This window comes from Actinomadura sp. NBRC 104425, assembly GCF_030269545.1.
GTDB classification, from domain to species: domain Bacteria; phylum Actinomycetota; class Actinomycetes; order Streptosporangiales; family Streptosporangiaceae; genus Spirillospora; species Spirillospora keratinilytica.
Window position 1 is genome coordinate 281,494 of record NZ_BSTN01000005.1, and the last position, 24,901, is coordinate 306,394.

Here is a 24,901-nt window from a genome sequence, read left to right on the forward strand (position 1 = left end):
AACAACTATTTCCCTTCGACGGCACCTCTGCTCGATGCTGGGCGTATGACGGCTGAATGTCGTCGGTGTTGCGGAGGGGTGAATCGCACTTGCCGTTCACGGATGTGTCTTCGATCGATCACGCGGGTGCTTGGGCGCTGGGCCGTCTGCAGGAGGCGGGGCGTGTGTTCCCCGCTCTCGTCGCTCACGACCGCGTGCTGGACCTGTCGGCCCGTGAGGAGGTCGGACGCCCCCGCGGGACGCTCGAACTGCTCGACCGTTGGAATGAGGTCCTGCCCGCCTTGGACGCGCTCGCCACGAGCGCGAGCCGTTCGGACTGGCGGGCGCTCGCCGGTCTCCGCGTGCATAGCCCGGTGGAGCCGCGGCAGATCTTCCAGGCGGGGGCGAACTACCGGACGCACGTCATCGACATCGCCGCCGCGCATCATGACGGTTCCGATGGCCGTACCGTCGATCAGGTGCGGGCGGACGCCGCCGCGCAGATGGACGACCGGCTGGAATGCCCGCCGTACGTCTTCACCGGAATGCCCAGCGCGATCTGCGGACCGTACGACGAGGTCGTCCTGCCCTACGACGGGGAGAAGCCGGACTGGGAACTGGAGCTGGCGGCGGTGATCGGGCGGCCGGCACGCCGGGTCTCCCCTGATCAGGCCCTGGACGCCGTGGCCGGCTGGGTGATCGTCAACGACCTCACCCTGCGCGAGCGGATCTTCCGCCGGGACGTTCCGGAGCTGGGCGCCGACTGGCTGGCCGCGAAGAACTCGCCGACATTCCTGCCGGCCGGGCCGGTGCTGGTGCCGCGCCGGGAGATTCCCGACCCCTCGGACCTGCGGATCACGCTGCGGCTCAACGGCGAGGTCATGCAGGACGAGTCGACCAAGGACATGATCTTCGATGTGGCGCGGATCGTCGCGCACTGCTCGACGGTCGCCGCGCTGATGCCCGGCGATCTGGTGCTCACCGGAAGCCCGGCCGGCAACGGCATGGCGCACGGCCGGCTGCTGCGGCCCGGTGACGTCATGGATTCGACGATCACGGCCCTCGGCGCCCAGCGCAACGCTTGCGTGGCCGAGCGATGAGCGCCGCCGTCCGCACCGTCGACGTCCATGCGCATGTCGCAGTCCCGGCGGTCGATGCGCTGATCGAGAAGGAGCCGGGGCTGGCGCGGCAGCGGCAGGTCGACGCGGCGTCGCTCGGGCCGGAGTCGACGGCCTACAACATGCGGCACATCGCCGAGCTCGCGCCGAAGCTGACCGACTTGGATCTTCGGCTGGCCGCGATGGACCGGGCGCGGGTGGACGTGCAGGTCGTCACCGCGACGCCCCTGCCGCACGCCTGGGCCGACGTGGAGCTGGCCGGCCGGATCGTGGCGGCGAGCAACGAGGGCGTGGCGGGGTTCTGCGCCCGGGAACCCTCTCGCCTGGTGCCCGTGGGCACCGTCGCGTTGCAGCACCCGGGCCTGGCGGTCGAGCAGCTGGAGACGGCGGTCAGGGAAATGGGCATGCGCGGTGTGCAGATCTCCACCGCCGCCGGCCCGGGCATGGAGTTGGACGATCCCGCCCTGGCCGACTTCTGGGCCGCCGCCGAGGAACTCGACGCCGCCGTGCTCATCCATCCCTGGGGCTGCACCCTCGGCGAGCGGCTGAACGCCTACTACCTGTTCAACAGCGTCGGGAACCCCACCGAGACGGCGCTGGCCCTGTCCAGGATCGTTTTCTCCGGGCTGCTGGAGAGGCATCCGGGGTTGCGCATCTGGTCCGCTCACGGCGGTGGCTACCTGGCCGGTTACATGGTGCGGGCCGACCACGCGTGGGAGATGCGAGGCGACGCCCGCACCACACGGCAGCGACCCAGCGCCCTGTTGCGCCGCACGTTCGTCGACTCTCTGGTCTACACGCCCGAGCAGTTGCGCCACCTCGTCGCCTCGATGGGGGCCGGGCAGGTGACGCTCGGCAGCGACCACCCCTTCGACATGGGCGTCGAGGACCCGGTCGACCGGCTTCTGGCGGCCGGCTTCGACCAGGCCACCACCGACGCCATCCGCGGCGGCAACGCCGTCCGCCTGCTCGGCGACATGCCGGAACCGATTGGAACCCGTTCATGAGCGATCGTTTGATCACCCATCTGCGGCACGTCGATCTCGCCGTGCCCGACTACACCGTCCAGCGCGAGTTCTACACCACGCTCTGGGGTCTCACCCCGGTCGCCGAGGACACGGACATCGTGTTCCTCGCGGCCGAGGGGTCGCCGGAGCAGTACATCGTCCGGCTGCGCAAAGACGCCGACAAGCGGCTGGACCTGATCGCCTACGGCGCCGCGACGCGCGAGGACGTCGACGCGCTCGCCCGGCGCCTCGGCGACGCCGGCGTCCGGCTGATCAGCGAGCCCGACGAGCTGCGGACCCCCGGCGGCGGCTACGGCTTCCGGTTCTTCGACGTCGACGGGCGCACCATCGAGGTGTCCGCCGAGGTCCGGGACCGCGCGCACCGCAAGATCGAGGAGCGCGAGTCGATCCCGGTCCGGTTGTCGCACGTCGTCGTCAACTCCCCGGACATCGCCCGGACCCAGGCCTTCTACGAGCGGCATCTCGGCTTCGCGCTGACGGACTCGCTGACGCATCCGCACATGGGCGACCTGATGAAGTTCATGCGGTGCAATCCGCAGCACCACAGCCTGGCGATCGCTCAGGGCCCGCACACCTCTCTGCATCACGTGTCGTTCGAGATGCGCGGGCTGGACGAGTACATGCGCGGCACCGGACGGCTGCTGCGCGCGGGCGTCCGCAAGATCTGGGGGCCGGGCCGTCACATGGCCGGGAACAACACTTTCAGCTACTTCCTCGACCCGCACGGCAACACCGTCGAGTACACGACCGAGCTGGAGATGCTGGACGAGGACGCCTGGCACCCGAGCGTCTACGACGTGTCCCAGCCGGAGAACCAGGACCAGTGGGGCACCGCCAACCCGTTCGGCGAACTGGTGGCCAAGGAGAGCTTCAACGACGTCGACCGCGGCATCTTCGTCGCCCCTCCGGTCTGATGCGCGGCTACGACGCCACCGCCGAGTTCGGCACCGACGCCGAAGCGGCGATCGCAGCGGCGGCGAAGCGGTACAGCAACTGGAACCGCTGGGGCCCTGACGACGGCATCGGCACCGTCAACTTCATCGACGCGGGCAAGCGCGCCGAGGCGGCCCGGCTGGTCCGTCGCGGCGAGTCGTTCAGCCTGTCGCTGCCGTTCGATGAGAACGGCCCGCAGAACGGCTGGCGGCGCCGGGTCAACCCGGTGCACACGATGATGTCCACCGGACAGGACACCGCGGAGCAACTGGGTCTGCCCCATGGTCTGACGGCGGCCGACGACGCCGTCTTCATGCCGCTGCAATGCAGCACCCAGTGGGACGGTCTCGGGCACGTCTTCGACCACGGCATCGCCTGGAACGGGCGCAACGGCGCCGAGGTCGTGACCAGCGAGGGCGACTTCGCCACAGGCATCGAGAGGATCGCCGCACCGGTGATCGGGCGGGGCGTCCTGCTCGACGTCGGACGCGTTCTGGGCGAGGACGGTGAGCTGCCCGACGGGTTCCCGATCACCAGTGCCGACCTGGCGGAGGTGATCCGGCGGCAGGGGGAGACGTCGCAGGTGGGGCGCGGTGACATCGTGCTGGTGCGGACGGGTCAGCTGTCGCGGGTCCGGCGCGGCGACGGATGGGCCGGGTACGCGGGCGGCCCGGCGCCGGGCCTGTCGTTCGAAACGGCGGGCTGGCTGCACGACACCCAGATCGCGGCGATCGCCACCGACACCTGGGGCTTCGAGGTGCGGCCCATCGAGTTCCCGGACTCGTTCCAGCCGCTCCACCAGGTGGCCCTGCCCCATATCGGCCTGCTGGTCGGTGAGATGTGGGACCTGGACATGCTGGCCGCCGACTGCGCCGCCGACGGCGTCTACGAGTTCTTCCTCGCCGCGCAGCCGCTGCCGTTCACCCGCGCGGTCGGCTCGCCGGTCAACCCTGTCGCGGTGAAGTGAGGAGACCGCTATGCGACTGACCACCCTGCTGACCGGCGAAGGAGCCCAGGTCGGCGTGCTGGACGGCGACGTCGTCCGGCTGCTCGCCCCCGGCACGACACTGCTGGACGTCATCCAGGGCGGGAATGAGGCGCTGGAAGACGTGGCGCGCCGCGCCCGCACCGGCGACGCCGTCCCGATCGAAGAGGCGTCCTTCGGGCCGCTGCTGCAGCCGCCGAGCGTGCGGGACTTCCTCACATACGAAAGGCACATCGACGCCCTGGCGGGCGGGGTGCCCGAGGAGTGGTACGAAGAGCCGCTGTTCTATTTCTCCAATCCCGCCGCCATCGTCGCGCCCTACGCAACCGTCGCCATTCCGCCCGGGGCCCGTCAGCTCGATTACGAGCTGGAGGTGGCCGCGGTCATCGGCCGCGCCGGCTGTGACCTGTCCCCGGACAACGCCGCCGGCCACATCCTCGGCTACACGATCATGAACGACTGGTCCGCGCGCGACCTGCAGGAACGGGAGTTCAAGCAGCCGATGGGGCCGTCGAAGTCGAAGGACTCGGCGACCACCCTCGGCCCCTGGCTCGTCACCGCCGACGAGCTGGCCGATCGGATCGAGGACGGACGGCTCGCGCTGCGGACGCAGGTGCGCCTCAACGGGGTCCGTACCGGCGGCGACACCACGGCCAACATGTCGTGGTCGTTCGCCGATCTGGTGGCCTATGCCTCGCGGGGCACCGTCGTCCGGCCCGGTGACGTCCTCGGCTCGGGGACCTGCGGTACCGGTTGCATCGCCGAACTCAAGCGCACCCGGGGCGACGCCGCGCCGGCCTGGCTGTCGCCGGGCGACGTCGTCCGCATCGATGTCGAAGAACTCGGGCACGTCGAGAACCGGATCGTCGCCGGCCGTGCGCCCGTCCCCATCCCGCCGGCCCGGCGCCGCATCACCCAGGGAGCATCGTCGTGATCGTTGATCGTGTCCTCGTGCAGGGCGGCGGCATCGGCGGGCTCGTCGCCGCCACCGCCCTCGCCCGGCGCGGCGTCGAGGTCGACGTCGTCGAACGCCGCCTTGCCGGATCGGTGCTCGGCGTCGGGCTCAACCAGCCGTCCAACGCCCTGCGGGCGATGGAGGAGATCGGCGTCCTGGACGACTGCCTCGCCGCCGGCTACCAGTGGGACGACCTGCGCATGATCAGCGCGGACGGGACGGTGCTGGCCGAGATCCCACCTCCCCCGGCCCCTGGCCTGCCCGCGCGCAACAACGGGATCCAGCGGCGCGAACTGTGCCGGGTCCTGCTGGACGCGGCCGCGAAGGCGGGCGCTCGGCTGTATCACGACGCGACCACCGCGGCCCTCCGGGATGACGACGACGGAGTCGAGGTCACCTTCACCGGCCGCGATACGCCCGCGCCGGGCCGCTACGACCTCGTCGCCGGTTTCGACGGCATCCGCTCCGCCGCCCGCCGGTACCTGTTCGGGGACCGGTACGAACCTCGGCTCACCGGTTTTTCGGTCTGGCGCATCAGCCTGCCCCGCCCTCCGGAACTTGACGGGGTCGTCTACGCCTTCGCCGGGAACGTCAAGGCCACGCTGATACCGCTCAGTGCGGATGACAGCTACATCGCGCTGGTCGCGCCCGAGGAATCCGTCCAGCAAAAAACGACTCCCTCGCGCATCGCCGCGCAGATGCGCGCCATGCTGCAGGAGTTCGGCGGCTGGATCGGCGGGCTCGCCAAGCACATCTCGCAGGAGAACTCGGCCGCGCACGGGCCCATCGAGCAGGTCACCTTGGACGAGCCGTGGTATCGCGGCCGCGTCCTCATCGGCGGCGACGCCGCGCACGCGACCAGCCCGCATATGGCGCAGGGGGCGGCGATGGCCGCGGAGGACGCCGTCGTCCTGGCCCAGGAGCTGGAACGCGCCACGTCCGTGGCCGAGGCCCTCGACGCCTGGTGGAAGCGCCGCATCCCGCGGGCCGGGCTCGTCCAGGACTACTCCGCCGAGCTCATGCGGCAAGAGCAGGGCAAGGCGTCTTCCGGGAGACCTGAAGCTGCTGGAACTTCCGATCCCGGCCGCGCACGCTCGCCTTGCCCGGCCGTACTGAATCGCGCCGGACCCGGCGTCCACCCGAGGATGATCGACGAGGATGATTGACGTGGGCGGCCGGCGGCCCGCCGGCCGCCCACGCATGACTCGTAAGGACCCACGGTGCACCTGCCCAGCCTCGATCTGAACCTCATCGTGGTCCTGCACGCCCTGCTCGAAGAGCGCAACGTGACCCGGGCCGGCGAGCGGCTCGGCATGAGCCAGCCGGGGACGAGCGCGGCGCTCGGCCGGCTGCGGCGGCACTTCAACGACCCGCTGCTGCAACGGGAAGGCGGCCAGTACGTCCTGACACCGCTGGCGCAGGGGCTCTACGACCAGCTCGGGCGGATGCTGGACGATCTGCAGCGGCTGCTGGACGCCCAGCCGCGGTTCGACGCCGCCGCGGCCGAGCGCCGGTTCGTGGTCCAGTGCTCCGACGCCGTGCTCAGCGTGCTCGGGCCACGGCTGGTCGCCGCCGTCGCCCGGGCGGCCCCGGGGGTCAGCCTGGACTTCCGGGGCATTGACCAGGCCGTGGTGAACGACCCGCTCACCACGCTGCGCGACATCGACGTCCTCATCGCTCCGCGTGGCCTGTTCTCCGTGCCGGAGGCGTTGAGCGCCGAACTCTACAGCGACCGCTGGATCTGCGTGACCTGGCGCGGCAACCACTCGGTCGCCGACCGCCTCACCCGCGAGGACGCCGCACGCGCACGATGGGTGATGCCGTTCCGGCAACCGCTCATGGCGTCGCCCGCCGACGCCGGCCTGGCGGCCCTCGGCATCGACCGGCACTGCGCCGTCCGGGTCGAGAACTTCGCCGTCTTGGGGCGGCTGGTGGTGGGCACCGACCTGCTCGTCCTGTGCCACGAGCGGTTGATCCGCCGGCACCCCGACCACCAGCTGCGCGACCTGGACCTCCCTTCCGCGCTCCCGCCGTTCACCGAGACCGCGTGGTGGCATCCCGTCCGCCAATTGGACCCCGGCCACCGCTGGTTCATCGACCTGCTCATCGAGCAAGGCCGCGCACTGCAAGGCGAGCCGGACGGCTCCAGCGGCCGGGCAGAGCCGTGAAAGGGCCGGGGCCGCCTCGTCGCGGCCCCGGCCTCGATCACGTCGTCGTCAGGACGGGTCCTCGAACCGCCAGGTGCGGCCGTCGAACCGCTGGACGCGGTAGCTGCGGACGAGCCTGCCGTCCGAGCCGCCGTTCAGCGACATCCCGGGCAGCAGCGCGGGATCGACGGCACCGTGCAGTCCGTCCCAGCCTTCGAGGAAGCCCTTCCCGTCGAGAGAGGGAGCCCCGCGCAGCGCGGCGACGACGGCGGCGGCCGCGCCGTAGCCGTTGAGCGCGAGGAGCTTGCCGCTGTCGGCGGCGTGCCCGTACTCGGCCATGTCCTTCTTGAACTGGCGGACGGCCGGGTCGGCCGCCCAGCGCGGGTCGGACGGGTCCTTGGCCCACTGCGTCGTGAAGACGCCCTTGGCCGCCGGCCCGGCGGGCGTAAGGGTGCTGGTGTAGTCGCTCTGCGCGCTGTAAAGCATGATCTTCGGGTGGTAGCCGACCTGGTCCATCAGCCGCAGCACCGCGCTTTGCGCCGCGCCGCCGACCGACAGGAACAGCACGTCGACGCCCGCGCCGCGCAGCTCGTTCACCTGCGGGCCGAGGTCGACGACGCTCGGCGCGACCTTGATCGTCTTGGTGAGCGTCAGACCCGCCGCGCGCAGCCCGCTCGCCTGGCTGGCAGTGAGGTCGTTGTTGAGACCGAGCAGCCCGGCCTTCGCTCCGGGGAACCGGTTCTTCAGGAACGAGCCGGCGACCCTTCCCTCGACGGCGATGTCCGGCCACCAGGCACGGGCGTAAGGGGAAGCTCCGGACGTCGCTGAACGGGGTCTGCCCGGCCAAGGCGATCAGCGGGACCTTGCGTTGGCCGAGGTAGGGGCGAGTGGAGATCGCCGCGCCGCCGAACGACAGCACGAGCGTCGCGTGTTCCTGTTCGACGAGCCGGCGCATGTTGGCGGTCAGCCGCGAGGTGTCGTAGGCGTCGTCGAGGACCTTGAACTCGATCTTGCGTCCGTTGACGCCGCCCTCGGCGTTGACGCGTGCGAAGTAGGCCTGCGCCCCGGAGCCGACGACGCCGGTGGCGGCCAAGGGCCCGGACAGGGCGAGGCTGGCGCCGATCACGATGTCGCCGCGCCCCCGGCCTGCGCGTTCCAGCGGAAGGTGCAGCCGCTGAGCGCGGTCGCGGCGGCGCAGAGCAGGGCGACCGGACGCAGCAGGGATGTCCGAAGCCGTCGCGGGTGCCTCATGCGGGCCTCCCTTCGGTTCGGCGCGCGCCCAGGCGGGCCAGGCCCGTGCGTACGAGATGGACGATGCCGCGGGGCGCGAAGTACAGGAAGCCGGTGGTAGCGGCGGTCAACGGCCTCGCCGTCGGCGCCGGGATGGGGCTCGCCCTGGTCTGCGACCTGGTCCTCGCGGCCGAAGAAGCCCGCTTCACCTGCGCCTTCGGCAACGTGGGCCTCGTCCCCGACACCGGCCTGTCCAGCGTGCTGGTCCGCACGCTCGGCCACGCCCGCGCCTACGAGCTCGCCACCTCCGGACGTCCTCTGGACGCACGGGAGGCTCTCGACCTCGGTCTGATCAACGCGGTCGTCCCCGCCGGTGATCTCGCCGCCGAGGCCCAGGCCCGCGCCGATGCCCTGGCCGACGGACCCGCGACAGCGTTCGCGCTGACCAAGCGCGTCTTCCGCCTGGCCGCCCACTCCCCCGTCGCCGACGTCATCGCAGCCGAAGCCGACGCCCAAGGCACCGCGGCCCGCAGCCCCGAACACGCCGAAGGGGTGGCCGCCTTCACCGACAAGCGCCGACCGCGATTTACTGAGGCTCACTGATCACCTGGAGGAACCCATGGTCGTCGAGCACGCCGAGCTCAGCATCGTCCCCGGACGCGAAAAGGAGTTCGAGGAGGCCTTCACGCGCGGCCACCGCGCCATCGCCCAGGCCGCCGGCTACCGGTGGGCCCGGCTCGTCCGCCAGATCGAAAACCCCGGCACCTACCTTCTTCTCGTCGGCTGGGAGACGCTCGAGTCCCACACCGTCGACTTCAGGCAATCACCGCTGTTCCGGGAATGGCGCGGCGCCGTGGGCGAGTTCTTCGCGTCCGCTCCCGTCGTCACCCACTACGAGGCGGAACCCGACCTCGATCACTTCAACTGAAGCCGCCGGCGAGTCTCCGGACTCGCCGGCGGCGTCACCGGCTCATTCCAAAGAGGCGGACGCCAGGACCGCGCGGCGGGACAGGAGCAGCAGTACGGTGGCGACCACACCTGTCGCCGCAGCGAGCAGGCCGACCGACGCCGCCAGCGTGCCGACTGCGGCTTCGCCGGCGAGTAGGAGCAGCGGGCAGGCGAACTCGCCCGTGAAGAACGCCGCCATCCACAGGCCCGTCCCACGGCCCCGGTCGGCGGCGGCACCGGTGTCACCGAAGGCGTCCTGCATCTTCGGCAGGACAGGCGCGATGAGCACTGCGCCCAGAATCGGCAGGCAACTACCCGCCATCAGCAACACCACACGCAGGCGGTTCGCCGCCCCCGAGGGCGGCGAACCGTCGGTCGGTCCGTCTTCGGAGTTCGCGGCAGGCGGCGCGGACACGGATTCGGGCATGGGGACACTCCACGTCGCAGCAAGGGAAGGCACGGGGGTGGGAAACGCCGCGAAGGGCGCGCGTCGAAACCTCGTCGCACCTGGGGTGGATTCACCGTGAAACGGTGTTTTGAGCTGCCATGACTATGCCTCACTCGTGCTCATGCACCGCGACCACATATCTCACGACGCCTGAAGAGGCCGTCCGCACCTGCTACAACACCATTTTCTCGACCCTGGTGATCCGCGTCGCCTACGGCCCCGGATTCGCTGCCCCCGCGACCGACGACGCCACCTTCATCGATCAACTGGCGGACGTCGCAACACGATTCCTCTTGACAGCCGCGCCGGCAAAGCTCCGATCCCCACCGATTCCTTACGTATACCTCTCCGTCTCGCTTGCCGAACCCGCAGCATCGGGCGGTACTGACACGTCCCGGCCTTGTCGGGGCCGCTTGCCCCCCGACCCGGCACCTCCCGGACCAGACTGCCCCCGGCTTCACCGCCCTGCTGCGACAGGACGGCGGCGAAGGTCTCCCACCCCCACTCGATCAATCAGCGCCTCACGGCACACCTTCCACGCATGCCACCGGTCGACGCCCGCATATCTGCCTCGGCGTGGCCCTCGGGAGCGTGGTCCGCGAACCCGAACAGGCCCACGTAGCACCACGGAGAGGTCACCGCGGCGTGCAGCACCTGCCCCGCCAGACCCGTTGCTGCGCCCGCCTTCGGCGGCGCTCGACGATCTTTCTTTCCGGCCTCGGCGGGTACCCCCGCGCCCCGCCGTCACCCACGCTGACCAGGGACTTCGCTGCCCGCGCACCCCTGCCGAGCGCAGCCCTCCACCCTCGTCCGCCCGGCCGATCTCCGTTCCGATGCGCGAACAACCCCCAAGATGCGCTAGTCTTTCCGTCGTCGGGAACGCCGCAAGGCCGAACCGCCGGGGCGATTAGCTCAGCGGGAGAGCGCTTCGTTCACACCGAAGAGGTCACTGGTTCGAACCCAGTATCGCCCACATAGGTCAGGGCCTCAGTTCGATCTTCGAGCTGGGGCCTTGAGTGTAACCGGGTGACTACGGCTCCCGCTCGGCGAGGAAGACCTGATCCATCACGGTGGCGCCGTCATCGATGACGGGTCGGATCTGATGACGGTTGACGAGCTCGGTCACCCCGGTGCCGCTGCGCCCGCAGAGGCGCGCGATCCTCTCCGGCGGGACGCCGTAGTCGGACAGCGGCGATACGAAGCTGTGCCGCAGCTCGCACGGTGTCCAGTCCTTGGGGTCGAGTCCGGCCGCCTTGACGATCCGCCGGAACGCACGGCGGACATTGGCCGCGTCAAGCTCTGTGCCGGTCTGGGAGGCGAACACCAGGCCCGGGTCGTGCCATGTGCTCGCCGCGGCGCGGGCTGCTTCCTGGCGTTCGCGCTGGCTGCGTAGGGCCGCGGGCGGTTAGACGGAGCCAGAAACCGCGTCCGGCCCGGACGACGCGGATCCGGTGCCGGACAACACGAGCCCGTCGACGGCCAACGCCCGATGGCCGGGCGGAGACAAACACCGCACGACGCGGGCCGGACGACGCCGAAGCGGCGCCAGACCACATGGGTCCGTCGGGGTCAGGGGTTCGCTCGTCAGGCGGAGCTGGAACCCGTACGCGGGAAGGCCGGACGACTTGGGGACGACGCGGGCCTGTCAGCGATCAGCGGTCGATGGCCAGACGGAGGCAGACAAGGCACGACGGGGGCCGGACGCGCGGATGTGGCGGCGGACGACCGGGCCTGACGGCGGTCTGCGGTCGATGGTCAGGCGGAGGGAGAGGCCGCACGCGGGGCCCGGACGGCGGCGGGTCTGGCGGCGGCCGGCGGTCGGGCAGGGGTGGAGGGTGCATGCGTGGGGGTGGGCAGCATGGGCGCGACTGAAACGGCGCGGGGTTCGAGGGGGAGGGAGGGGCGCTGCGCGTTGAGGAAGGCGCAGCGGCGCAGGGAGTGGTGGCGGGTTAGGCGGTGCCGCCAAGGGATAGGGGGTTAGCGGGGTCGGGGGACGCTGCGGAGTTACTTCCAGGGGGTCAGGTCATTGACGTTCCAAGGAAGGTTGAAGCCGTAGACCGTCAGGTAGGCGATGACGGCCGCGCCGGCGAGAACGCCGCAGATGACTGCGAGGATGGTGTTGCGGCGTTTGGTGCGCGGGTCAAGGGCTTTCTCTTTGGCGCGTTCGGCGGCCTGGCGGGCGTGGTGCAGGGCGCGCTGGGCCCAGGCGAACTCCGTGGCCAGAATGGCCAGGCCGACGACGATGCCCAGGATGCCCGGTCCGGGGGTGATCATCATCACCAGGCCCCCGAGGAGGACCGTCGCCCCGACGGTGAAGACCCCGATGCGCCAGGTGGTGTGGAGCAGCGGGTTGCGGCGGATGAACGCCCGGAACCGCGCGAAGCGCCCCGGCTTCTCCGCCACTCCCTCTACCGGCGAGGGCGGGACGTCCTTTTCTTGATTAATTGCCATCTTATTACCCTAGGACACGGTGGCGGTCGTCTCGGCCCGCAGATCCGATTTCGGCGTTCATTAAGGCCCCCTCCATGGTCGCAGATCCGCCGACGGCACCGTCCGAGCACCGCCCCCAGGGCGTCGTGATCCACTTTGCCCAGGTCAGAGGCTTGGTCACGGAGCGTGAGGTGGGTCACAACCGGCCACGGGAACGGAATGTTCCCCTACGCTCGCCCAGTTACGCGTCATAGATCGCGGGGATGTCCGTTGGTGGAGTGAACTCCGACCGGGAACGCCCGCGTGCGAGCGGGACCGACGTCCGAAGGAATGGCCATGAACAGCAGTACCACCGTCTCGGCCGAGCTGGGCCTCCGACTCGTCGTCCCCGACCGCACGACCGTGCCCCTGCTGGCCGGGCTGGAGTACGCGGCCGACGACCCGTACGCCATCCGCATGGCCTTCCACGTCGGCGACGGCGAACCGGTGGAATGGATTTTCGCACGGGAGCTGCTGACGGTGGGCATCGTACGGCGGGCGGGCGACGGCGACGTGGAGGTGTGGCCGGCCGGGCCGGACGAGGACGACGGCACACTGAACCTGGCGCTGTCCTCGCCGTTCGGGAACGCCCGGTTCTTGGTTCCCCTGTCCCCCTTGGCCGATTTCCTGCACCGCACCTACAAGGTGGTCCCGGCGGGGCGGGAGCCGGAGTTCATCGACATCGACGCCGAGCTGGAGAACCTGCTGTGGTCGTCGTGACGGTCACTGGCTGAGCCGGGCGATGTGCCGCATCTTGTTCATGGCGTCCAGCGCCGCCACCTTGTAGGACTCGGCCAGCGTCGGATAGTTGAACACCGCGTTGACCAGGTAGTCCACGGTTCCCCCGCAGCCCATGACGGTCTGCCCGATGTGCACCAGCTCGGTGGCCCCCGTCCCGAAGACGTGCACCCCCAGCAGCGACCGGTCCTCGGGCGAGACCAGGAGCTTGAGCATCCCGTGGGAGTCGCCGATGATCTGGCCGCGGGCCAGTTCCCGGTAGCGGGCGACGCCCACCTCGAACGGCACCTTGGCCTCGGTCAGCTGGTCCTCGGTGCGGCCGACGAAGCTGATCTCCGGGACGGTGTAGATCCCGATGGGCTGCAGCTCGTCCAGCCCGGACACCGGCTCCCCGCAGGCGTGGTGCGCGGCCAGCCGGCCCTGTTCCATGGAGGTGGCGGCCAGCGAGGGGAATCCGATCACGTCGCCGACGGCGTAGATGTGCGGGACCTCGGTGCGGTAGTCGCCGTCCACCGCGATGCGGCCGCGCGCGTCGGCGGCCAGCCCGGCGGCCTCCAGGTCGAGGTCGTCGGTCATGCCGTGCCGGCCCGCCGAGTACATCACGGTGTCGGCGGGGATGCGCTTGCCGCTCTCCAGGACGGTGATCGCGCCGTCCCGGCGGCGTTCCACCGAGGCGACGGTCTCGCGGAACCGGAACGTCACGGCCAGGTCGCGCAGGTGGTACTTGAGCGCCTCGACGATCTCCAAGTCGCAGAACTCCAGCATCCGCTCGCGCCGCTCCACCACGGTGACCTTGGTGCCGAGCGCGGCGAACATCGAGGCGTACTCGATGCCGATCACCCCGGCGCCGACCACGACCATGGTCTCGGGGATGCGCTCCAGGCGGAGGATGCCGTCGGAGTCGATCACGGTGCGGTCGTCGAACTCGACGCTGTCGGGGCGGGCGGGACGGGTGCCCGTGGCGATGACGATCCGGTCGGCGGTCACCTTGTGCTCGCGGCCGTCGCCGTCGCTCACCCCGACGGTGTGGGGATCGAGGAAGCGGCCGGTGCCGGTCAGGACCGTGACGTGGTTGCGCGCCAGCTGGCTGCGGATCACGTCCACCTCGCGGCCGATGACGTGCTGGGTCCGCATGCCCAGGTCGGCGACCGTGATGTCCTCCTTGACCCGGTAGCTCTGCCCGTACAGTTCGCGCTGGTTGAGCCCGGTGAGGTAGAGGACCGCTTCGCGGAGGGTCTTGGACGGGATCGTCCCGGTGTTGATGCACACGCCGCCGAGCATGGTGCGCCGGTCGACGATCGCCACCCGCCGGCCCAGCTTGGCCGCGGCGATCGCGGCGCGCTGTCCTCCGGGGCCCGAGCCGAGCACCAGCAGATCGAAATCGCTCACGGCCCCAGTGTGGCGGGCCGCCGGGCGTCTCATAAGCCCTTTGCCGGGACGTTTCCGATCGTGTCACGGGATGTCGGGATGCTGCCGGGGCGGTTCAGGGCGCGGTCAGGCCCGCGACCAGGTCGTCCAGGCCCGCCTTGACACGCTTTAGGCTCATGCCGCGGGTGCGGCGGCGCCGGAACAGGCCGGCGGCCAGCGCCGTCGGCGGACGGTGCGGTCAGGGTCTCCAGGTGCGTGCGGTACGACTCGCAGAAGCCGTCGTCGAACCGCGCGTCGGGCGGCGCGCGAGGGCCGACCCGTCGCCGCCGCCCCGCAGGCCGTGCCCCGACCCGGCGGACGTCCTGAAGGAGGAGCTTGCGTGGCCTGGTTGCTGCTGGTCGTCGCGGCGGCCATGGAACTGGTCTGGGCGACCGCGCTCAAGCAGTCGGACGGCCTGACCCGGCTGTGGCCGAGCCTGGTGGCGCTGCCGGTCAGCCTGCTCAGCGTCGTCGTGCTGTCGGTGGCGCTGCGCGACCTGCCGGTCGGCACCGCCTACGCGGTGTGGGTGGGCCTCGGCGCGTTCGGCGTCGCGGTCGCCGGCATCGTCGCCCTGGGCGAGAGCGTCAGCCCGCAGCGCCTGGTGTTCCTGGCGTTGATCCTCGTCGGCGTCATCGGCCTGCGGGCCGTCGACGGGTGAGCGGAACGCGTCCTGGACGATCCTTTAACCCGGTCCCGACCTGGGCATGCTGTCAGCAGACGGTCGGCCGACCTACGGGAGCGGGGCTGAGGCCATGGGCACGCGGCTGCTGGGCATCGACATCGGGGGCTCCGGCATCAAGGGCGCGCCCGTCGATCTGGAGCGGGGCGTGCTCGCCGCCGAACGGCTGCGCATCGAGACCCCGCACCCGGCCGAACCGGAGCCGGTCGCGCGGGTGCTGGCCGAGATCGTCGGCCATTTCGGGTGGACGGGCCCGGTCGGGGTCACCTTCCCTGGCGTCGTGGCCGACGGGGTGACGCTGTCGGCGGCCAACGTGTCCCGCAAGTGGCTGGGCCTGCACGCGCAGGACCTGTTCGCCGCGGCGACCGGACGGGACGTGACGGTGGTCAACGACGCCGACGCCGCGGGCATCGCCGAGATGCGGCACGGCGCCGGGCGCGGCGCGGACGGCACGGTGGTGGTGCTGACGCTCGGCACCGGCATCGGCAGTGCGCTGTTCACCCATGGCGTGCTCGTGCCGAACACCGAGTTCGGCCATCTGGAGATCAACGGCAGGGACGCCGAGTCGCGGGCGTCCGCCCGGGTCCGCGACGAGGAGGGGCTGAGCTGGGACAAGTGGGCCCACCGGCTCTCGCGGTACCTGCGCCGCCTGGAGGCGCTGCTCTCCCCGTCGCTGATCGTGCTGGGCGGCGGGGTGTCGAAGAAGTCCGACAAGTTCGTGCCGTTGCTCAAGGGGGTGCGGGCGCCGGTCGTGCCCGCCGCGCTGGTGAACGACGCCGGGATCGTCGGCGCCGCGATGGCGGCCGCGGACGGTGCGGCCGCGGTGCGCCGCCGCGGCCGCCTGATCGACCAGCCCGCCGCCTTCCACACCGCCCGGCAGGCCGCCCGGGGCGATCACGCGGCGCCGTGAACCCGCACGGCGGCGATCTCCCCGGGGCGTGCCGGCAGGGGCACCGCGCCGCCGTCGGCGGTGTGCGCCTCCCCGGGGCGTCCCCGCAGGCCGGCACGCGTCGCCCCGCGGTAGACGGCCGTCGTGGGCGCCGGGTCGCGACGCCCCGCCCCGCGCGCCCGGGCGTCCGGCATAGGCGAGCCGGGTAACGAGGCGACGAACAGGTCCGCCGAGCGCCGGAAACGCTTGGGGCGGCGGGCCGACCTGCCGGATCCGGCCCGCCTCCAGGACCGCGTCACGGATCCATGAGCTCGGCGCTGCGCGCCGCGAACACCTCCATGACCTTCGCGGTGATCGGGCCCGGTGCGGCGGGCAGCTCGGTGCCGTCCACGGCGCGGATCGGCTGCACGTCGCGGGTGGTGGAGACCAGGAACGCCTCCTCGGCCCGGTACAGGTCCTCCAGCGGGACGTCCTCCTCCTCGGCGCCGTACCACTCCAGCACCAGCGCCCGCGTCACCCCCGCCAGGCAGCCCGCCGACAGCGGCGGGGTGAGCAGCCGCCCACCGCGCACCAGGAAGATGTTGGTGCCGGTGCCCTCGCACAGGTTCCCGGCGGTGTTGCCGAAGATCGCCTCGCCGCCGCCGCGTTCCTTGGCGTACGCCAGGGCCATCGCGTTCTCCGCGTACGAGGTGGTCTTGAGGCCGGACAGGGCGCCCCGCTCGTTGCGCGGCCACGGCACCACCGTGACGTCCGCCGTCGCCGGGAACGGCTTCTGCGGGGCCACGGCGACCACCGCGGTGGCCCCCTGGGAGCCGCGGTCGGACCCCAGCGGTCCCGGCCCGCTGGTGTAGGTGATGCGGATCCGCGCCAGCGGCCACTTCGGCGCGGCGTTGAGCACCTCCAGCGTCGCCTGCGCGAGCATGTCCTGGTCGGGCTCGGGCAGGCCCAGCCCGGCCGCCGAGCGGGCCAGCCGCCGCAGGTGCCGGGTCAGCGCGAACGGCTCGCCCCGAGTCGCCTTGACCGTCTCGAACACCCCGTCCCCGACCAGCACGCCGTGGTCGAAGACCGACAGGCGCGCCTGGTCAGGTTCGAGCAGTTCCCCGTTCACCCATACCTTCGCCTGCTCGTTCGCCTGGCCTGTCGCTCGCTCCGCGGACACCGGAAGCCACCTCCAACAGCCGAGCCGCCTTCAGCTCGGTCTCCTGCCATTCACGTCGTGGATCGGACTCCCAGGTGATTCCCGCCCCGGTGCCGAAGCACAGCCGCCCGTCCTCCGCCCAGAAGGTCCGGATGCCCACTGCCAGAGCCCCGCGCCGGGAGTCCGCGTCCACCCAGCCGACGGCCCCACAGTACGGGCCGCGGGGCACGGGTTCGAGCGCATCCAGCAAGCTCAGCGCACTCGACTTGGGCGCGCCCGTCACCGAACCGGGAGGAAAGGTAGCCTCCAGCAACTCCGGCCACCCCTGTCCCGGCGCCAGCCTGGCCCGCACCGTCGACACCAGATGCACCAGCCCCGGATGCTCCTCGACGGCGCACAGCTCCGGGACGGTCACGCCGCCGGTCTCCGCCACCCGCCCCAGGTCGTTGCGGACCAGATCGACGATCATGACGTTCTCGGCCCGGTCCTTGGGCAGCAGATCGGCCTCCGTGCGCCCGGTGCCCTTGATCGGCCGCGACTCGGCGACCCGCCCGTCCCTGGACAGGTAGAGCTCCGGCGACGCGCTCGCCACCTGAAGCCCCGGCACCCTGAGCGTCATCGCGTACGGGGCCGGATTGCCCCTGGCCAGCCGCGCGCCCAGGCCCGCGATGTCGGCGTCCGCCCGCATCGGCGCCGACAGGACCCGGCACAGGTTCGCCTGGTAGACGACGCCGTCGGCGATGGCCTCGCGGATCGTCTGCACCCCGCGCACGTAGGCGTCCTCGTCCATCGACGACACCCACCCCCGCACACCCTCCCAGGCCCCGCGCGGGTGGGGCGCGGGCCGCACGGTGTCGAACCGCGCGCAGGTCACCTTCCCCTCGTAGGTGACGACGACCGCCCACCACCCGCGCGACTCCAGCGCGCAGGGGTCACCGGTCACGTCCCGGAGCCCGGTGGCCAGCATCCCGCCGGCGTATGCGAACGGCTCGTTCACAGCACGCACCCGAACACGTCCGCCGGCCCGCTGCGCCCCTGCCGGGTGATCTCCAGCGCGTGCCGCGTCCGGCCCCGTTCGAGCCGGCCAAGCCCGACCATCGGTGCGAGCAGCGCCGCACGCAGGGCCCCGTTCAGGTGCGGGCGCCGCTCGGTCCGGTCACGGCAGTGCCCGGCGAACCTCCTGCGCCGCCTTCTGAACCCGGCGGCGTCCAGCCCCATGATTTCCAGGCGCTCCTCCCCGTTGGCGGTGACCTCGTAGACGCCGTCGCCCTCGATCAGGCCGCCGTCCATGAGGGTGGTGAAGAGCGTCACCCCGGCCACCCCGGCGAGATGGTCGTAGCATGACCGCGCCCTGTGCAGGCGCCGCGCGTCCCCGGCCTGCCCGAGGCTTCCGGCCTCGAGGGGCGGGTTGATCCTGGTCAGGGCCTCCACCGCCTGCGCGACGCCGCTTCCGCGGAGGCGGTAGTACCGGTGCCTGCCCTGCTTGACCACCGTCACCGGCCCGCCGCTCAGCGGCCTGGCCAGATGCGCGCCGGCGGTCTGCGCGCTGATTCTCGCCACCCGCGCCGGCTCCCCCGCCGCCGGCGGCCGCCCGTCCAGCAGGGCGGTCGGCATCGCCGCGCGGCCCCGGTCGGCCGGCAGTGCCGCGACGGGGGCGATGTCGCTGTCGTGAACGGACATGTCCCCACGCTATGCCCACCACGCGTCCATGCAGGTCGAAGCGTCGCCGTGCGCTCCGGCGTATTCCAGTTTGGGGAAGCGGCCCGGACACGCTAATGTTTTCCTCGTCGCCGCGAGGGGCCGAAGCCCCGAAGCGAGACAGGCGGAAGTGGCTCAGTTGGTAGAGCATCACCTTGCCAAGGTGAGGGTCGCGGGTTCGAATCCCGTCTTCCGCTCTGGGAGGCCACCAGGTCTCGTTCTGGTGGAGTGGCCGAGAGGCGAGGCAACGGCCTGCAAAGCCGTGTACACGGGTTCAAATCCCGTCTCCACCTCAGGCGCCGTACTTCCCCAGGAAGCACGGTCCCGGGCGATTAGCTCAGTGGGAGAGCGCTACCTTGACACGGTAGAGGTCACTGGTTCAATCCCAGTATCGCCCACCATCCCACCCGGGCCAGATCTCCGATCCGGCCCGGGCTTTCTGTTTTCCGGCCGCGCTGCTCCCCCAGCGCCCGGCATCCCGCGCAATCCGCATGCGGGCGGCGGCGCTCCCCTCGCGGCCGCACCACCTCGGCCCGTCCGCTGCCGCCGCCTAGGTTGCGCTGGGGCGCCGCATCGGGCCCCACCTGCCCTTCTGTTCGGCGACGACGCGTTCGGCGTCGCGCAGCACGGACTCGTCGATCCAGGCCACGGGGCGGACGCAGCGCACCAGCGGTTCGTTGTCGGGGCCGCGTCCCAGCTCCTCCCCCACCAGGACCCACGGCCTCACCCCGTGCCCCTTCTCGTGCCTGAGGTGCGAGTAGTCGTACAGCCTCCGGGCCACCCACACCACGAGCGGGCGCGGCGCCCACCACTGTTCGACCGCGAGGGGGTTGGCCGACAGGCCCGGCATCTTCACGCCGGTCAGCTCGTCGCGGCTGCTTCCCCCGGCGTCCGTCTCGGGGCCGCGCGACCACCGGACGAACAACCGATCGTCCTTCGCGACCAGCTCCGCCAGCTCGTCCAGGCTGGTCACGGCGGGCATCTCCTCCACCGCCCCTGGCCTACCCAGTCCCCGCCGGCATCTGCCGCCTCACCGCGGAATCGCCCAGCGGGCGGCTCATCCGCATCCGCTGTGAAGTCTCAACCGACCGCCCCGCCGCCGAGCCGACACGCACTGATCACCTTCGGCCACCGCGAGGTTGGACGAGACCACGAAACTGCTCGACGGCGCGGACGTGCAGGTGCTCCAGGACGACCCCGTCCTCGGTCAGGCCCTCCCGACCCCTGCTCGTCCCCTCGGCCGGTGCAGCAGCGTCGGGGGCGCGGCGTTTGGACGCGCGCGGGGACACCGAACGGGTAGGACGAGAGGGTGGACGCGCGGCACGCACTGATCACCTTCGGGCACGGCACCGCGGGGCCGGACGAGATCACGAGCCTGCTCGGCGGTGCGGGCGTACGGCTGCTCGTGGACATCCGCACCGCACCCGGCAGCCGCCGCAACCCCCACGTGGCGCGCCGTGAACTGGAACGCCGGATGCCGGAACACCGCATCGGTTACCGCTGGGACAAGCGTCTCGGCGGGTTCCGGCGGCCGCCGCAGGACTCCCCCGACCTGGCGTGGCGGGAGGGGATGTTCCGCGGATACGCCGCGCACATGCGCACCGGGGAGTTCTCGGCCGCCGTGGACGACCTGCTGGCCGACATGCGGAGGGCGGACGAGGACGCCGGCGCGGTGGCGGTGATGTGCAGCGAGAGCGTCTGGTGGCGGTGCCATCGGCGGCTGCTCGCCGACTTCCTGGTGCTCGTCCGCGGCGTCCCCGTCGCCCACCTCATGCACGACGGGCGCCTGACCGGCCACACTCCCTTCCCCGCTGCCCGTGTGCGGCAGGACGGGCTGCTGGTGTACGACGCCGGTCAGGCCTCCCTTCTGTGACCCGCTTCACAGACACCGTGGAGAGGGGCGGAACGCGGGCCATGGCGTCCGCGGATTTCAGGTGGCATGGACGGGTGCGTCCGCGATCGCCGCGTCGTCTTCGCTGAATCGGTCGTCTTCGAACTTCGACGGCAGAACGCGCACGTTTCCGGTGGACGTCGTCCGCGGGTCGTCCCGGCTGCCGGCATCGCCGCCCGGTGGGGCCGTGCGCAGCGCCTCGCGGCCGCGCTCCCACAGCTCGACGTCGACGCCGCTGCCCATCTGGGACAGCCACGAGCCCAGGGCCAGCAGCGCGAGCACCGACAGGGCGATCAGAACCGAGACCATCACAGCGTCCCCCCGTTCCCCGGCCGGAACGGCCGACGAAATCGACCCGGATGAATCTGGCATCACCCTAGATACCACGACAAATCATCACTAATCGCCCACTCGGCGCGTCCCTGCGGCCCGGAAACGCGGCCCCCGACGGCGGCCGAAAGGAGACCCGGCTGATCGTCAGGAACGGGCCAAGAGACAGATCACCGGGTCGGGTGTGAACCGGTCGTCGGCAAACGCCCGGCCAAGGTGCCCTGCGGCGCGGCTTGCGGCCTGGGAGCGGAGTGGCCCTCCCCCGCGACAGGTCCTCAGGCGGGATCGCAGGTGGTGGGGAGGGCGCCGGAGCCGGTCGCGGTGAAGCCGGCGGACGCGGTGCCGCCCGTGGGGACGGCGGCGTTCCACGAGGCGTTCGAGACGGTGACGGTGGTGCCGGAGCGTGTGAACGTGCCGTTCCAGGTGGACTCGAGCGTCCAGGTGGAGGCGAGTTCGAAGCCGGCGCGCCAGGAGGTCAGGGCGGGGCCGTCGTTGCTGATCGTGACGGTGCCCTGGAAGCCGCCCGGCCACTGGTTCGCGATCGTCAGGGCGCAGGTGACGTCGCCGGGCGGAGGGGTGGTCGGCGGGGTGACGGTTCCGAGGGCGGACACCAGGGCGGGGTACCAGCGGTCGGAGATCTTCTGGTTGCCGGAGTCGTTGGGGTGCACCCCGTCGTAGGTGTCGGTGGCGGTGCTGAACCCGGTCCACTGGTCGACGACCGTGATCGGCGACTCGTCGGTGGAGTTGGCGGCGGCCCAGTCCGGGATGGCCTGGTTGAGGGCGACGACGCGGTCGGCGCACTCGGCGCAGGTGGCCGGGTTCATCGGGATGATCTGGGCGACGAGGATCTTCATCGCGGGATTGCTCGCCCGCATCTGCCCGACCAGCGTGGTGTAAGCGTCGAGGATCGTCGCGGTGGGGCGGTTGCTCCAGACGTCGTTGGTGCCGAAGTGCATGAGCACGATGTCCGGGCGGGTGGCCGCCAGCCAGCCCGGCAGCAGGTTCTGGGCGGCCACGTCGGTGACCAGCGCGCCGCCGTGCCCTTCGTTGTCGCCGTCGTAGGGCACCGAGCAGCCCTGGGCGGGGAGGGTGCCGACGAAGTCGATGTCGGTGTGGCCGGATTCCTGGAGGCGGTTCCACAGCAGCGCGCGCCAGCAGCCCGGGGACCCGGTGATCGAGTCGCCGAGCGGCATGATCCGTACGGCGGCGGCCGCCCGGGACGGGGCGGCGGGCAGTGCCGCCAGCAGCGCCAGCAGCGTCACGCCGGTCGCGAGCAGCGCAAGGAACCTGGTCATGGCGACCTCCAGGGCTGGGAGCGCTCCCATCGTGGGGAGCGGTCGCGGTGCTGTCAACGAACCGCCCCCGCGGCCGCCCGTCTTTCATGGCTCGATCAACGTTCAAGATTGAACCATCAATGCGTTCGCCCTGGTCGTGCACATGCAAGTGGCAATGCACGGACATAGGGTGTCGGTACCGAAGCGGTCCGACGCATTCTGATCAGCCGGGACGGGGGATGGTTGCAGCGACGTCGGGCACCTCGACGCGGCGGCGGCGCAGGTCCGGGCTTCCGGCCGAGGTGACGAGCTTTGTCGGGCGCCGGCAGGAGGTCGCCGAGATCAGGCGCCTGCTGGCGGCGTCGCGGCTGGTCACCCTGACGGGGCCCGGGGGCGTGGGCAAGACGCGGCTGGCCGTCCGGGTCGCGGCGACGCTGGAGCGCGCCTTCGCCGACGGGGTGTGGCTGGTGGAGCTGGCCGGCGTGGAGAAGCCCGAACTGCTGGTGCCGACCGTCATCCAGGCCCTGGGCATCCGCGACCAGTCGACGCGCCCGCCGCTGGAGGTGCTCGGCGGGCACCTGGCGGACCGGCGGATGCTGCTGGTCCTCGACAACTGCGAGCACCTGCTGCGGGACTGCGCGGTCGTGGCCAAGGCGCTGCTGCGGGCGGCGCCTGAGCTGCGCATCCTGGCCACCAGCCGCCACGTGCTGGGGATGGTCAGCGAGCACATCTTCCCCGTGCGGCCGCTGTCACTGCCGGACGCGGGGCCGGACGGGAGCGGGCCGTCGGACGCGGTGCAGCTGTTCGCCGAACGGGCCCAGGCCGTGCTGCCGGGATTCGCCGTCACCGACGGCAACCGGGAGGCGGTGGAGCACATCTGCCGGCGCCTGGACGGCCTGCCGCTGGGCATCGAGCTGGCGGCGGTGCGGCTGCGGGCACTGTCGGTCCACCAGGTGCTGGAACGGCTGGACGACCGGTTCCGGCTGCTCACCACGGGGTCGCCGGCGGCGGTGCCCCGCCATCAGACGCTGCGCGCGCTGATCGACTGGAGCTACGCGCTGTGCGGCGAGCAGGAGCGCACGCTGTGGGCGCGGATCTCGGTCTTCAGCGGCGGCCTGGACCTGGAGGCGGCCGAGGCGGTGTGCGCCGGCGGCGGGATCGCCGCCGAGGACATCGTCGACCTGGTCGTCGGCCTGGTGGAGAAGTCGATCCTGATCCCCGAGGAGCACCCGGGCGCGGTCCGGTACCGGATGCTGGAGACGCTCCGGCAGTACGGCCGCGAGCGCCTGACCCGGTCCGGGGAGGCCGAGCAGGTCGCGCGGCGGCACCGCGACCACTACCGGAATCTGGCGGCCGAGGCGCGCGTCCGCCTGTTCGGGCCCGGCCAGGTCCGGCTGCTCACCCGGCTGCAGCTCGAGCACGCCAACCTGCGCACCGCCCTGGAGTACTGCCTCACCCACCCGGGCGAGGCCGGCACCGGCCTGGGCATGGCCGCCGACCTGCTCTACCACTGGGTCACCGGCTACTCCCTGGCCGAAGGGCGCCGCTGGCTGGACCGGGCGCTGGCCGCCGACACCGCGCCGACCGAGGTGCGGGCGCGGGCGCTGTGGGCCGACGGCTGGCTGGCCGTCATCCAGGCCGACCCGGAGCCGGCCGAGGCGATGCTGCGGGAGAGCAGGGCGATCGGCGAGCGGCTGGGGTCGCAGTCGGTGCTCGGCTATGTCGCGATCTTCTCCGGGATGATCGCCATGTGCCGCTGGGACCCCAAAACGGCGATCGCCCGGTACGAGGAGGCGCTGGCCCGGCACGGCGCCACCGGCGACCCGGTGGGCCTGGCCCTGGCCCTCGTCCGGCTCTCCCTCGCCTACTCGTTCCTGGGCGACTCGGCGCGCGCCGTCGCCATCGGCGAGCAGGGCCTGGCGGTGTGCGAGGCGCACGGCGAGGGGTGGCACCGGGCGTACACGTTGATGGCGCTGGGTATCGACGTCTGGCGCCAGGGCGACACCCGCCGGGCCGCCGCGATGGAGCAGGAGAGCCTGCGGTTCAACCGTTCGCTGGACGATCCGCTCGGCATCGGGGTGAACCTGGAGGTGCTGGCCTGGATCGCGGCCGACGAGGGGCGGTACCGGCGGGCGGCCCGGCTGCTGGGCATCGTGGCGAAGGTGTGGAAGGCGGTCGGCGCCCCGCTGTCCGGTTACGGGCATCTGGTGCACTTCCACGACGAGTGCGAGGCCGCCGTCCGCCGGGCCCTCGGCGCGCAGGCCTTCCGGACGGCCGTCCGGCGGGGCGCCGACCTTCCGTCCGAGGCGGCGCTCGCCTACGCGCTGGAGGAGCGGGCCCCGGACGGCGCGGCGCACACCGCGGCGGAGCCCTCACCGCTGACGCCCCGCGAGACGGAGATCGCCGGGCTCGTCGCCCAGGGGATGAGCAACAAGGACATCGCGGCGGCCCTGGTGATCGCCCAGCGCACCGTCGAGGGGCACATCGAGCACATCATGGACAAGCTCGGATTCCGTTCCCGCGCCCGGATCGCCGCGTGGGTCAAGGACCGTGCCCACACGTCCGGCGAGGAGACGCCGCCCGGGTGAGGGCCCGGGGCCGCAGTGCTCCGCGCGGG

25 protein-coding genes, 4 tRNA genes and 2 pseudogenes are annotated in these 24,901 nt (G+C 71.7%); 18 read left to right on the forward strand and 13 right to left on the reverse strand.

Annotated elements, in window-relative coordinates; genetic code table 11:
- Positions 1-164: 164 nt before the first annotated feature.
- The 7 genes from QSK22_RS11045 to QSK22_RS11075 are packed head-to-tail and all read left to right on the forward strand — an operon-like array spanning position 165 to position 7,166.
- Entirely contained in the window at positions 165-1,079 is a 915-nt protein-coding gene (locus QSK22_RS11045) for a fumarylacetoacetate hydrolase family protein (RefSeq protein ID WP_285493979.1), read from the forward strand.
- The gene (locus tag QSK22_RS11050) at positions 1,076-2,104 is read left to right on the forward strand and encodes an amidohydrolase family protein (protein ID WP_285493980.1); all 1,029 of its coding nucleotides are present in this window, start codon (positions 1,076-1,078) and stop codon (positions 2,102-2,104) included. Before QSK22_RS11045 ends, QSK22_RS11050 begins: the two co-directional genes overlap by 4 nt.
- Positions 2,101-3,039: a VOC family protein gene (locus tag QSK22_RS11055; RefSeq protein WP_285493981.1), complete on the forward strand. Its 939-nt coding sequence runs from the start codon at positions 2,101-2,103 to the stop codon at positions 3,037-3,039. Before QSK22_RS11050 ends, QSK22_RS11055 begins: the two co-directional genes overlap by 4 nt.
- On the forward strand, positions 3,039-4,025 hold the full coding sequence (locus tag QSK22_RS11060) for a cyclase family protein (RefSeq protein ID WP_285493982.1): 987 nt from the start codon (positions 3,039-3,041) through the stop codon (positions 4,023-4,025). The genes QSK22_RS11055 and QSK22_RS11060 overlap by 1 nt, the downstream gene beginning before the upstream one ends.
- 10 nt (positions 4,026-4,035) lie before the next feature.
- Positions 4,036-4,977 carry a fumarylacetoacetate hydrolase family protein gene (locus QSK22_RS11065; protein ID WP_285493983.1) on the forward strand — a complete coding sequence of 314 codons (942 nt, stop codon included), beginning with the start codon at positions 4,036-4,038 and terminating at the stop codon, positions 4,975-4,977.
- Positions 4,974-6,164, forward strand: a complete 1,191-nt coding sequence (locus QSK22_RS11070; RefSeq protein ID WP_285493984.1) for an FAD-dependent monooxygenase — start codon at positions 4,974-4,976, stop codon at positions 6,162-6,164. The genes QSK22_RS11065 and QSK22_RS11070 overlap by 4 nt, the downstream gene beginning before the upstream one ends.
- 54 nt (positions 6,165-6,218) lie before the next feature.
- Positions 6,219-7,166 (forward strand): LysR family transcriptional regulator, encoded by a 948-nt coding sequence (locus tag QSK22_RS11075; RefSeq protein WP_285493985.1) that lies wholly within the window; start codon positions 6,219-6,221, stop codon positions 7,164-7,166.
- Positions 7,167-7,214: 48 nt separating this feature from the next.
- Here the strand turns inward: QSK22_RS11075 and QSK22_RS11080 are convergent.
- The 3 genes and pseudogenes from QSK22_RS11080 to QSK22_RS11085 form a co-directional block, all read right to left on the reverse strand.
- Positions 7,215-7,952: pseudogene (locus tag QSK22_RS11080) on the reverse strand (ABC transporter substrate-binding protein); the annotation flags it as partial.
- Between the two features lie 82 nt (positions 7,953-8,034).
- Positions 8,035-8,271: pseudogene (locus QSK22_RS33735) on the reverse strand (ABC transporter substrate-binding protein); the annotation flags it as partial.
- Positions 8,268-8,396: a hypothetical protein gene (locus QSK22_RS11085; protein ID WP_285493986.1), complete on the reverse strand. Its 129-nt coding sequence runs from the start codon at positions 8,394-8,396 to the stop codon at positions 8,268-8,270. The pseudogene QSK22_RS33735 and the gene QSK22_RS11085, both read right to left, overlap by 4 nt.
- Positions 8,397-8,459: 63 nt before the next feature.
- On the opposite strand from QSK22_RS11085, the gene QSK22_RS11090 reads away from it, so the two are divergent.
- Entirely contained in the window at positions 8,460-8,978 is a 519-nt protein-coding gene (locus QSK22_RS11090; protein ID WP_285493987.1) for an enoyl-CoA hydratase/isomerase family protein, read from the forward strand.
- A 16-nt stretch (positions 8,979-8,994) separates the two neighbouring features.
- The gene (locus tag QSK22_RS11095) at positions 8,995-9,303 is read left to right on the forward strand and encodes an antibiotic biosynthesis monooxygenase family protein (RefSeq protein ID WP_285493988.1); all 309 of its coding nucleotides are present in this window, start codon (positions 8,995-8,997) and stop codon (positions 9,301-9,303) included.
- Positions 9,304-9,345: 42 nt separating this feature from the next.
- Here the strand turns inward: QSK22_RS11095 and QSK22_RS11100 are convergent, their stop codons facing one another.
- Positions 9,346-9,750, reverse strand: coding sequence for a hypothetical protein (locus QSK22_RS11100; protein WP_285493989.1), 405 nt, complete (start codon positions 9,748-9,750; stop codon positions 9,346-9,348).
- Between the two features lie 922 nt (positions 9,751-10,672).
- Between QSK22_RS11100 and QSK22_RS11105 the strand changes: the two genes are divergently transcribed.
- Positions 10,673-10,744 (forward strand) — tRNA-Val (locus tag QSK22_RS11105).
- Between the two features lie 57 nt (positions 10,745-10,801).
- Here QSK22_RS11105 and QSK22_RS11110 read toward each other — a convergent pair.
- Positions 10,802-11,098 (reverse strand): tyrosine-type recombinase/integrase, encoded by a 297-nt coding sequence (locus QSK22_RS11110; protein ID WP_285494049.1) that lies wholly within the window; start codon positions 11,096-11,098, stop codon positions 10,802-10,804.
- Between the two features lie 677 nt (positions 11,099-11,775).
- Positions 11,776-12,222 (reverse strand): PGPGW domain-containing protein, encoded by a 447-nt coding sequence (locus tag QSK22_RS11115; RefSeq protein ID WP_285493990.1) that lies wholly within the window; start codon positions 12,220-12,222, stop codon positions 11,776-11,778.
- A gap of 315 nt (positions 12,223-12,537) precedes the next feature.
- On the opposite strand from QSK22_RS11115, the gene QSK22_RS11120 reads away from it, so the two are divergent.
- Entirely contained in the window at positions 12,538-12,960 is a 423-nt protein-coding gene (locus QSK22_RS11120) for an SsgA family sporulation/cell division regulator (RefSeq protein ID WP_285493991.1), read from the forward strand.
- A gap of 3 nt (positions 12,961-12,963) precedes the next feature.
- Here the strand turns inward: QSK22_RS11120 and sthA are convergent, their stop codons facing one another.
- On the reverse strand, positions 12,964-14,367 hold the full coding sequence (sthA, locus tag QSK22_RS11125) for a Si-specific NAD(P)(+) transhydrogenase (RefSeq protein ID WP_285493992.1): 1,404 nt from the start codon (positions 14,365-14,367) through the stop codon (positions 12,964-12,966).
- 358 nt (positions 14,368-14,725) lie between these two features.
- Between sthA and QSK22_RS11130 the strand changes: the two genes are divergently transcribed.
- A complete protein-coding gene (locus QSK22_RS11130; protein ID WP_285493993.1) occupies positions 14,726-15,043 on the forward strand; it encodes a DMT family transporter in 318 nt (105 codons plus the stop codon).
- Positions 15,044-15,137: 94 nt separating this feature from the next.
- On the forward strand, positions 15,138-15,974 hold the full coding sequence (ppgK, locus tag QSK22_RS11135) for a polyphosphate--glucose phosphotransferase (RefSeq protein ID WP_285493994.1): 837 nt from the start codon (positions 15,138-15,140) through the stop codon (positions 15,972-15,974).
- A gap of 274 nt (positions 15,975-16,248) precedes the next feature.
- Here the strand turns inward: ppgK and QSK22_RS11140 are convergent, their stop codons facing one another.
- The 3 genes from QSK22_RS11140 to QSK22_RS11150 are packed head-to-tail and all read right to left on the reverse strand — an operon-like array spanning position 16,249 to position 18,771.
- A complete protein-coding gene (locus QSK22_RS11140) occupies positions 16,249-17,061 on the reverse strand; it encodes an aminotransferase class IV (RefSeq protein WP_285493995.1) in 813 nt (270 codons plus the stop codon).
- Positions 17,036-18,088 (reverse strand): chorismate-binding protein, encoded by a 1,053-nt coding sequence (locus QSK22_RS11145; RefSeq protein WP_285493996.1) that lies wholly within the window; start codon positions 18,086-18,088, stop codon positions 17,036-17,038. The genes QSK22_RS11140 and QSK22_RS11145 overlap by 26 nt, the downstream gene beginning before the upstream one ends.
- Positions 18,085-18,771, reverse strand: a complete 687-nt coding sequence (locus QSK22_RS11150) for an ArsR/SmtB family transcription factor (protein ID WP_285493997.1) — start codon at positions 18,769-18,771, stop codon at positions 18,085-18,087. The genes QSK22_RS11145 and QSK22_RS11150 overlap by 4 nt, the downstream gene beginning before the upstream one ends.
- A 142-nt stretch (positions 18,772-18,913) precedes the next feature.
- Here QSK22_RS11150 and QSK22_RS11155 point away from each other — a divergent pair.
- The 3 genes from QSK22_RS11155 (at position 18,914) to QSK22_RS11165 (ending at position 19,190) form a co-directional block, all read left to right on the forward strand.
- Positions 18,914-18,986 (forward strand) — tRNA-Gly (locus tag QSK22_RS11155).
- A gap of 25 nt (positions 18,987-19,011) precedes the next feature.
- Positions 19,012-19,082 (forward strand) — tRNA-Cys (locus QSK22_RS11160).
- Positions 19,083-19,115: 33 nt separating this feature from the next.
- A tRNA-Val gene (locus QSK22_RS11165) sits at positions 19,116-19,190 on the forward strand.
- Between the two features lie 149 nt (positions 19,191-19,339).
- Here QSK22_RS11165 and QSK22_RS11170 read toward each other — a convergent pair.
- Positions 19,340-19,771: a DUF6098 family protein gene (locus QSK22_RS11170; protein ID WP_285494050.1), complete on the reverse strand. Its 432-nt coding sequence runs from the start codon at positions 19,769-19,771 to the stop codon at positions 19,340-19,342.
- 327 nt (positions 19,772-20,098) lie between these two features.
- Here QSK22_RS11170 and QSK22_RS11175 point away from each other — a divergent pair, with 327 nt between their 5' ends.
- Positions 20,099-20,662 carry a DUF488 domain-containing protein gene (locus tag QSK22_RS11175; protein WP_285493998.1) on the forward strand — a complete coding sequence of 188 codons (564 nt, stop codon included), beginning with the start codon at positions 20,099-20,101 and terminating at the stop codon, positions 20,660-20,662.
- Between the two features lie 57 nt (positions 20,663-20,719).
- Here QSK22_RS11175 and QSK22_RS11180 read toward each other — a convergent pair whose 3' ends face one another.
- Positions 20,720-20,989 (reverse strand): hypothetical protein, encoded by a 270-nt coding sequence (locus tag QSK22_RS11180; RefSeq protein ID WP_285493999.1) that lies wholly within the window; start codon positions 20,987-20,989, stop codon positions 20,720-20,722.
- 296 nt (positions 20,990-21,285) lie between these two features.
- Complete coding sequence (locus QSK22_RS11185) at positions 21,286-22,305, reverse strand: GDSL-type esterase/lipase family protein (RefSeq protein ID WP_285494000.1); 1,020 nt, start codon at positions 22,303-22,305, stop codon at positions 21,286-21,288.
- 218 nt (positions 22,306-22,523) lie between these two features.
- Between QSK22_RS11185 and QSK22_RS11190 the strand changes: the two genes are divergently transcribed.
- Positions 22,524-24,872, forward strand: coding sequence for an ATP-binding protein (locus QSK22_RS11190; protein ID WP_285494001.1), 2,349 nt, complete (start codon positions 22,524-22,526; stop codon positions 24,870-24,872).
- The last annotated feature ends 29 nt before the right edge of the window (positions 24,873-24,901 follow it).

Coding starts and splice junctions, on each gene's coding strand:
- QSK22_RS11050 (WP_285493980.1), top strand. CDS start 1,076: ATGAGCGCCGCCGTCCGCACCGTCGACGTCCATGCGCATGTCGCAGTC.
- QSK22_RS11055 (WP_285493981.1), top strand. CDS start 2,101: ATGAGCGATCGTTTGATCACCCATCTGCGGCACGTCGATCTCGCCGTG.
- QSK22_RS11060 (WP_285493982.1), top strand. CDS start 3,039: ATGCGCGGCTACGACGCCACCGCCGAGTTCGGCACCGACGCCGAAGCG.
- QSK22_RS11065 (WP_285493983.1), top strand. CDS start 4,036: ATGCGACTGACCACCCTGCTGACCGGCGAAGGAGCCCAGGTCGGCGTG.
- QSK22_RS11085 (WP_285493986.1), bottom strand. CDS start 8,396: ATGAGGCACCCGCGACGGCTTCGGACATCCCTGCTGCGTCCGGTCGCC.
- QSK22_RS11090 (WP_285493987.1), top strand. CDS start 8,460: ATGCCGCGGGGCGCGAAGTACAGGAAGCCGGTGGTAGCGGCGGTCAAC.
- QSK22_RS11095 (WP_285493988.1), top strand. CDS start 8,995: ATGGTCGTCGAGCACGCCGAGCTCAGCATCGTCCCCGGACGCGAAAAG.
- QSK22_RS11100 (WP_285493989.1), bottom strand. CDS start 9,750: ATGCCCGAATCCGTGTCCGCGCCGCCTGCCGCGAACTCCGAAGACGGA.
- QSK22_RS11115 (WP_285493990.1), bottom strand. CDS start 12,222: ATGGCAATTAATCAAGAAAAGGACGTCCCGCCCTCGCCGGTAGAGGGA.
- QSK22_RS11120 (WP_285493991.1), top strand. CDS start 12,538: ATGAACAGCAGTACCACCGTCTCGGCCGAGCTGGGCCTCCGACTCGTC.
- ppgK (WP_285493994.1), top strand. CDS start 15,138: ATGGGCACGCGGCTGCTGGGCATCGACATCGGGGGCTCCGGCATCAAG.
- QSK22_RS11150 (WP_285493997.1), bottom strand. CDS start 18,771: ATGTCCGTTCACGACAGCGACATCGCCCCCGTCGCGGCACTGCCGGCC.
- QSK22_RS11170 (WP_285494050.1), bottom strand. CDS start 19,771: ATGCCCGCCGTGACCAGCCTGGACGAGCTGGCGGAGCTGGTCGCGAAG.
- QSK22_RS11180 (WP_285493999.1), bottom strand. CDS start 20,989: ATGGTCTCGGTTCTGATCGCCCTGTCGGTGCTCGCGCTGCTGGCCCTG.
- QSK22_RS11185 (WP_285494000.1), bottom strand. CDS start 22,305: ATGACCAGGTTCCTTGCGCTGCTCGCGACCGGCGTGACGCTGCTGGCG.
- QSK22_RS11190 (WP_285494001.1), top strand. CDS start 22,524: ATGGTTGCAGCGACGTCGGGCACCTCGACGCGGCGGCGGCGCAGGTCC.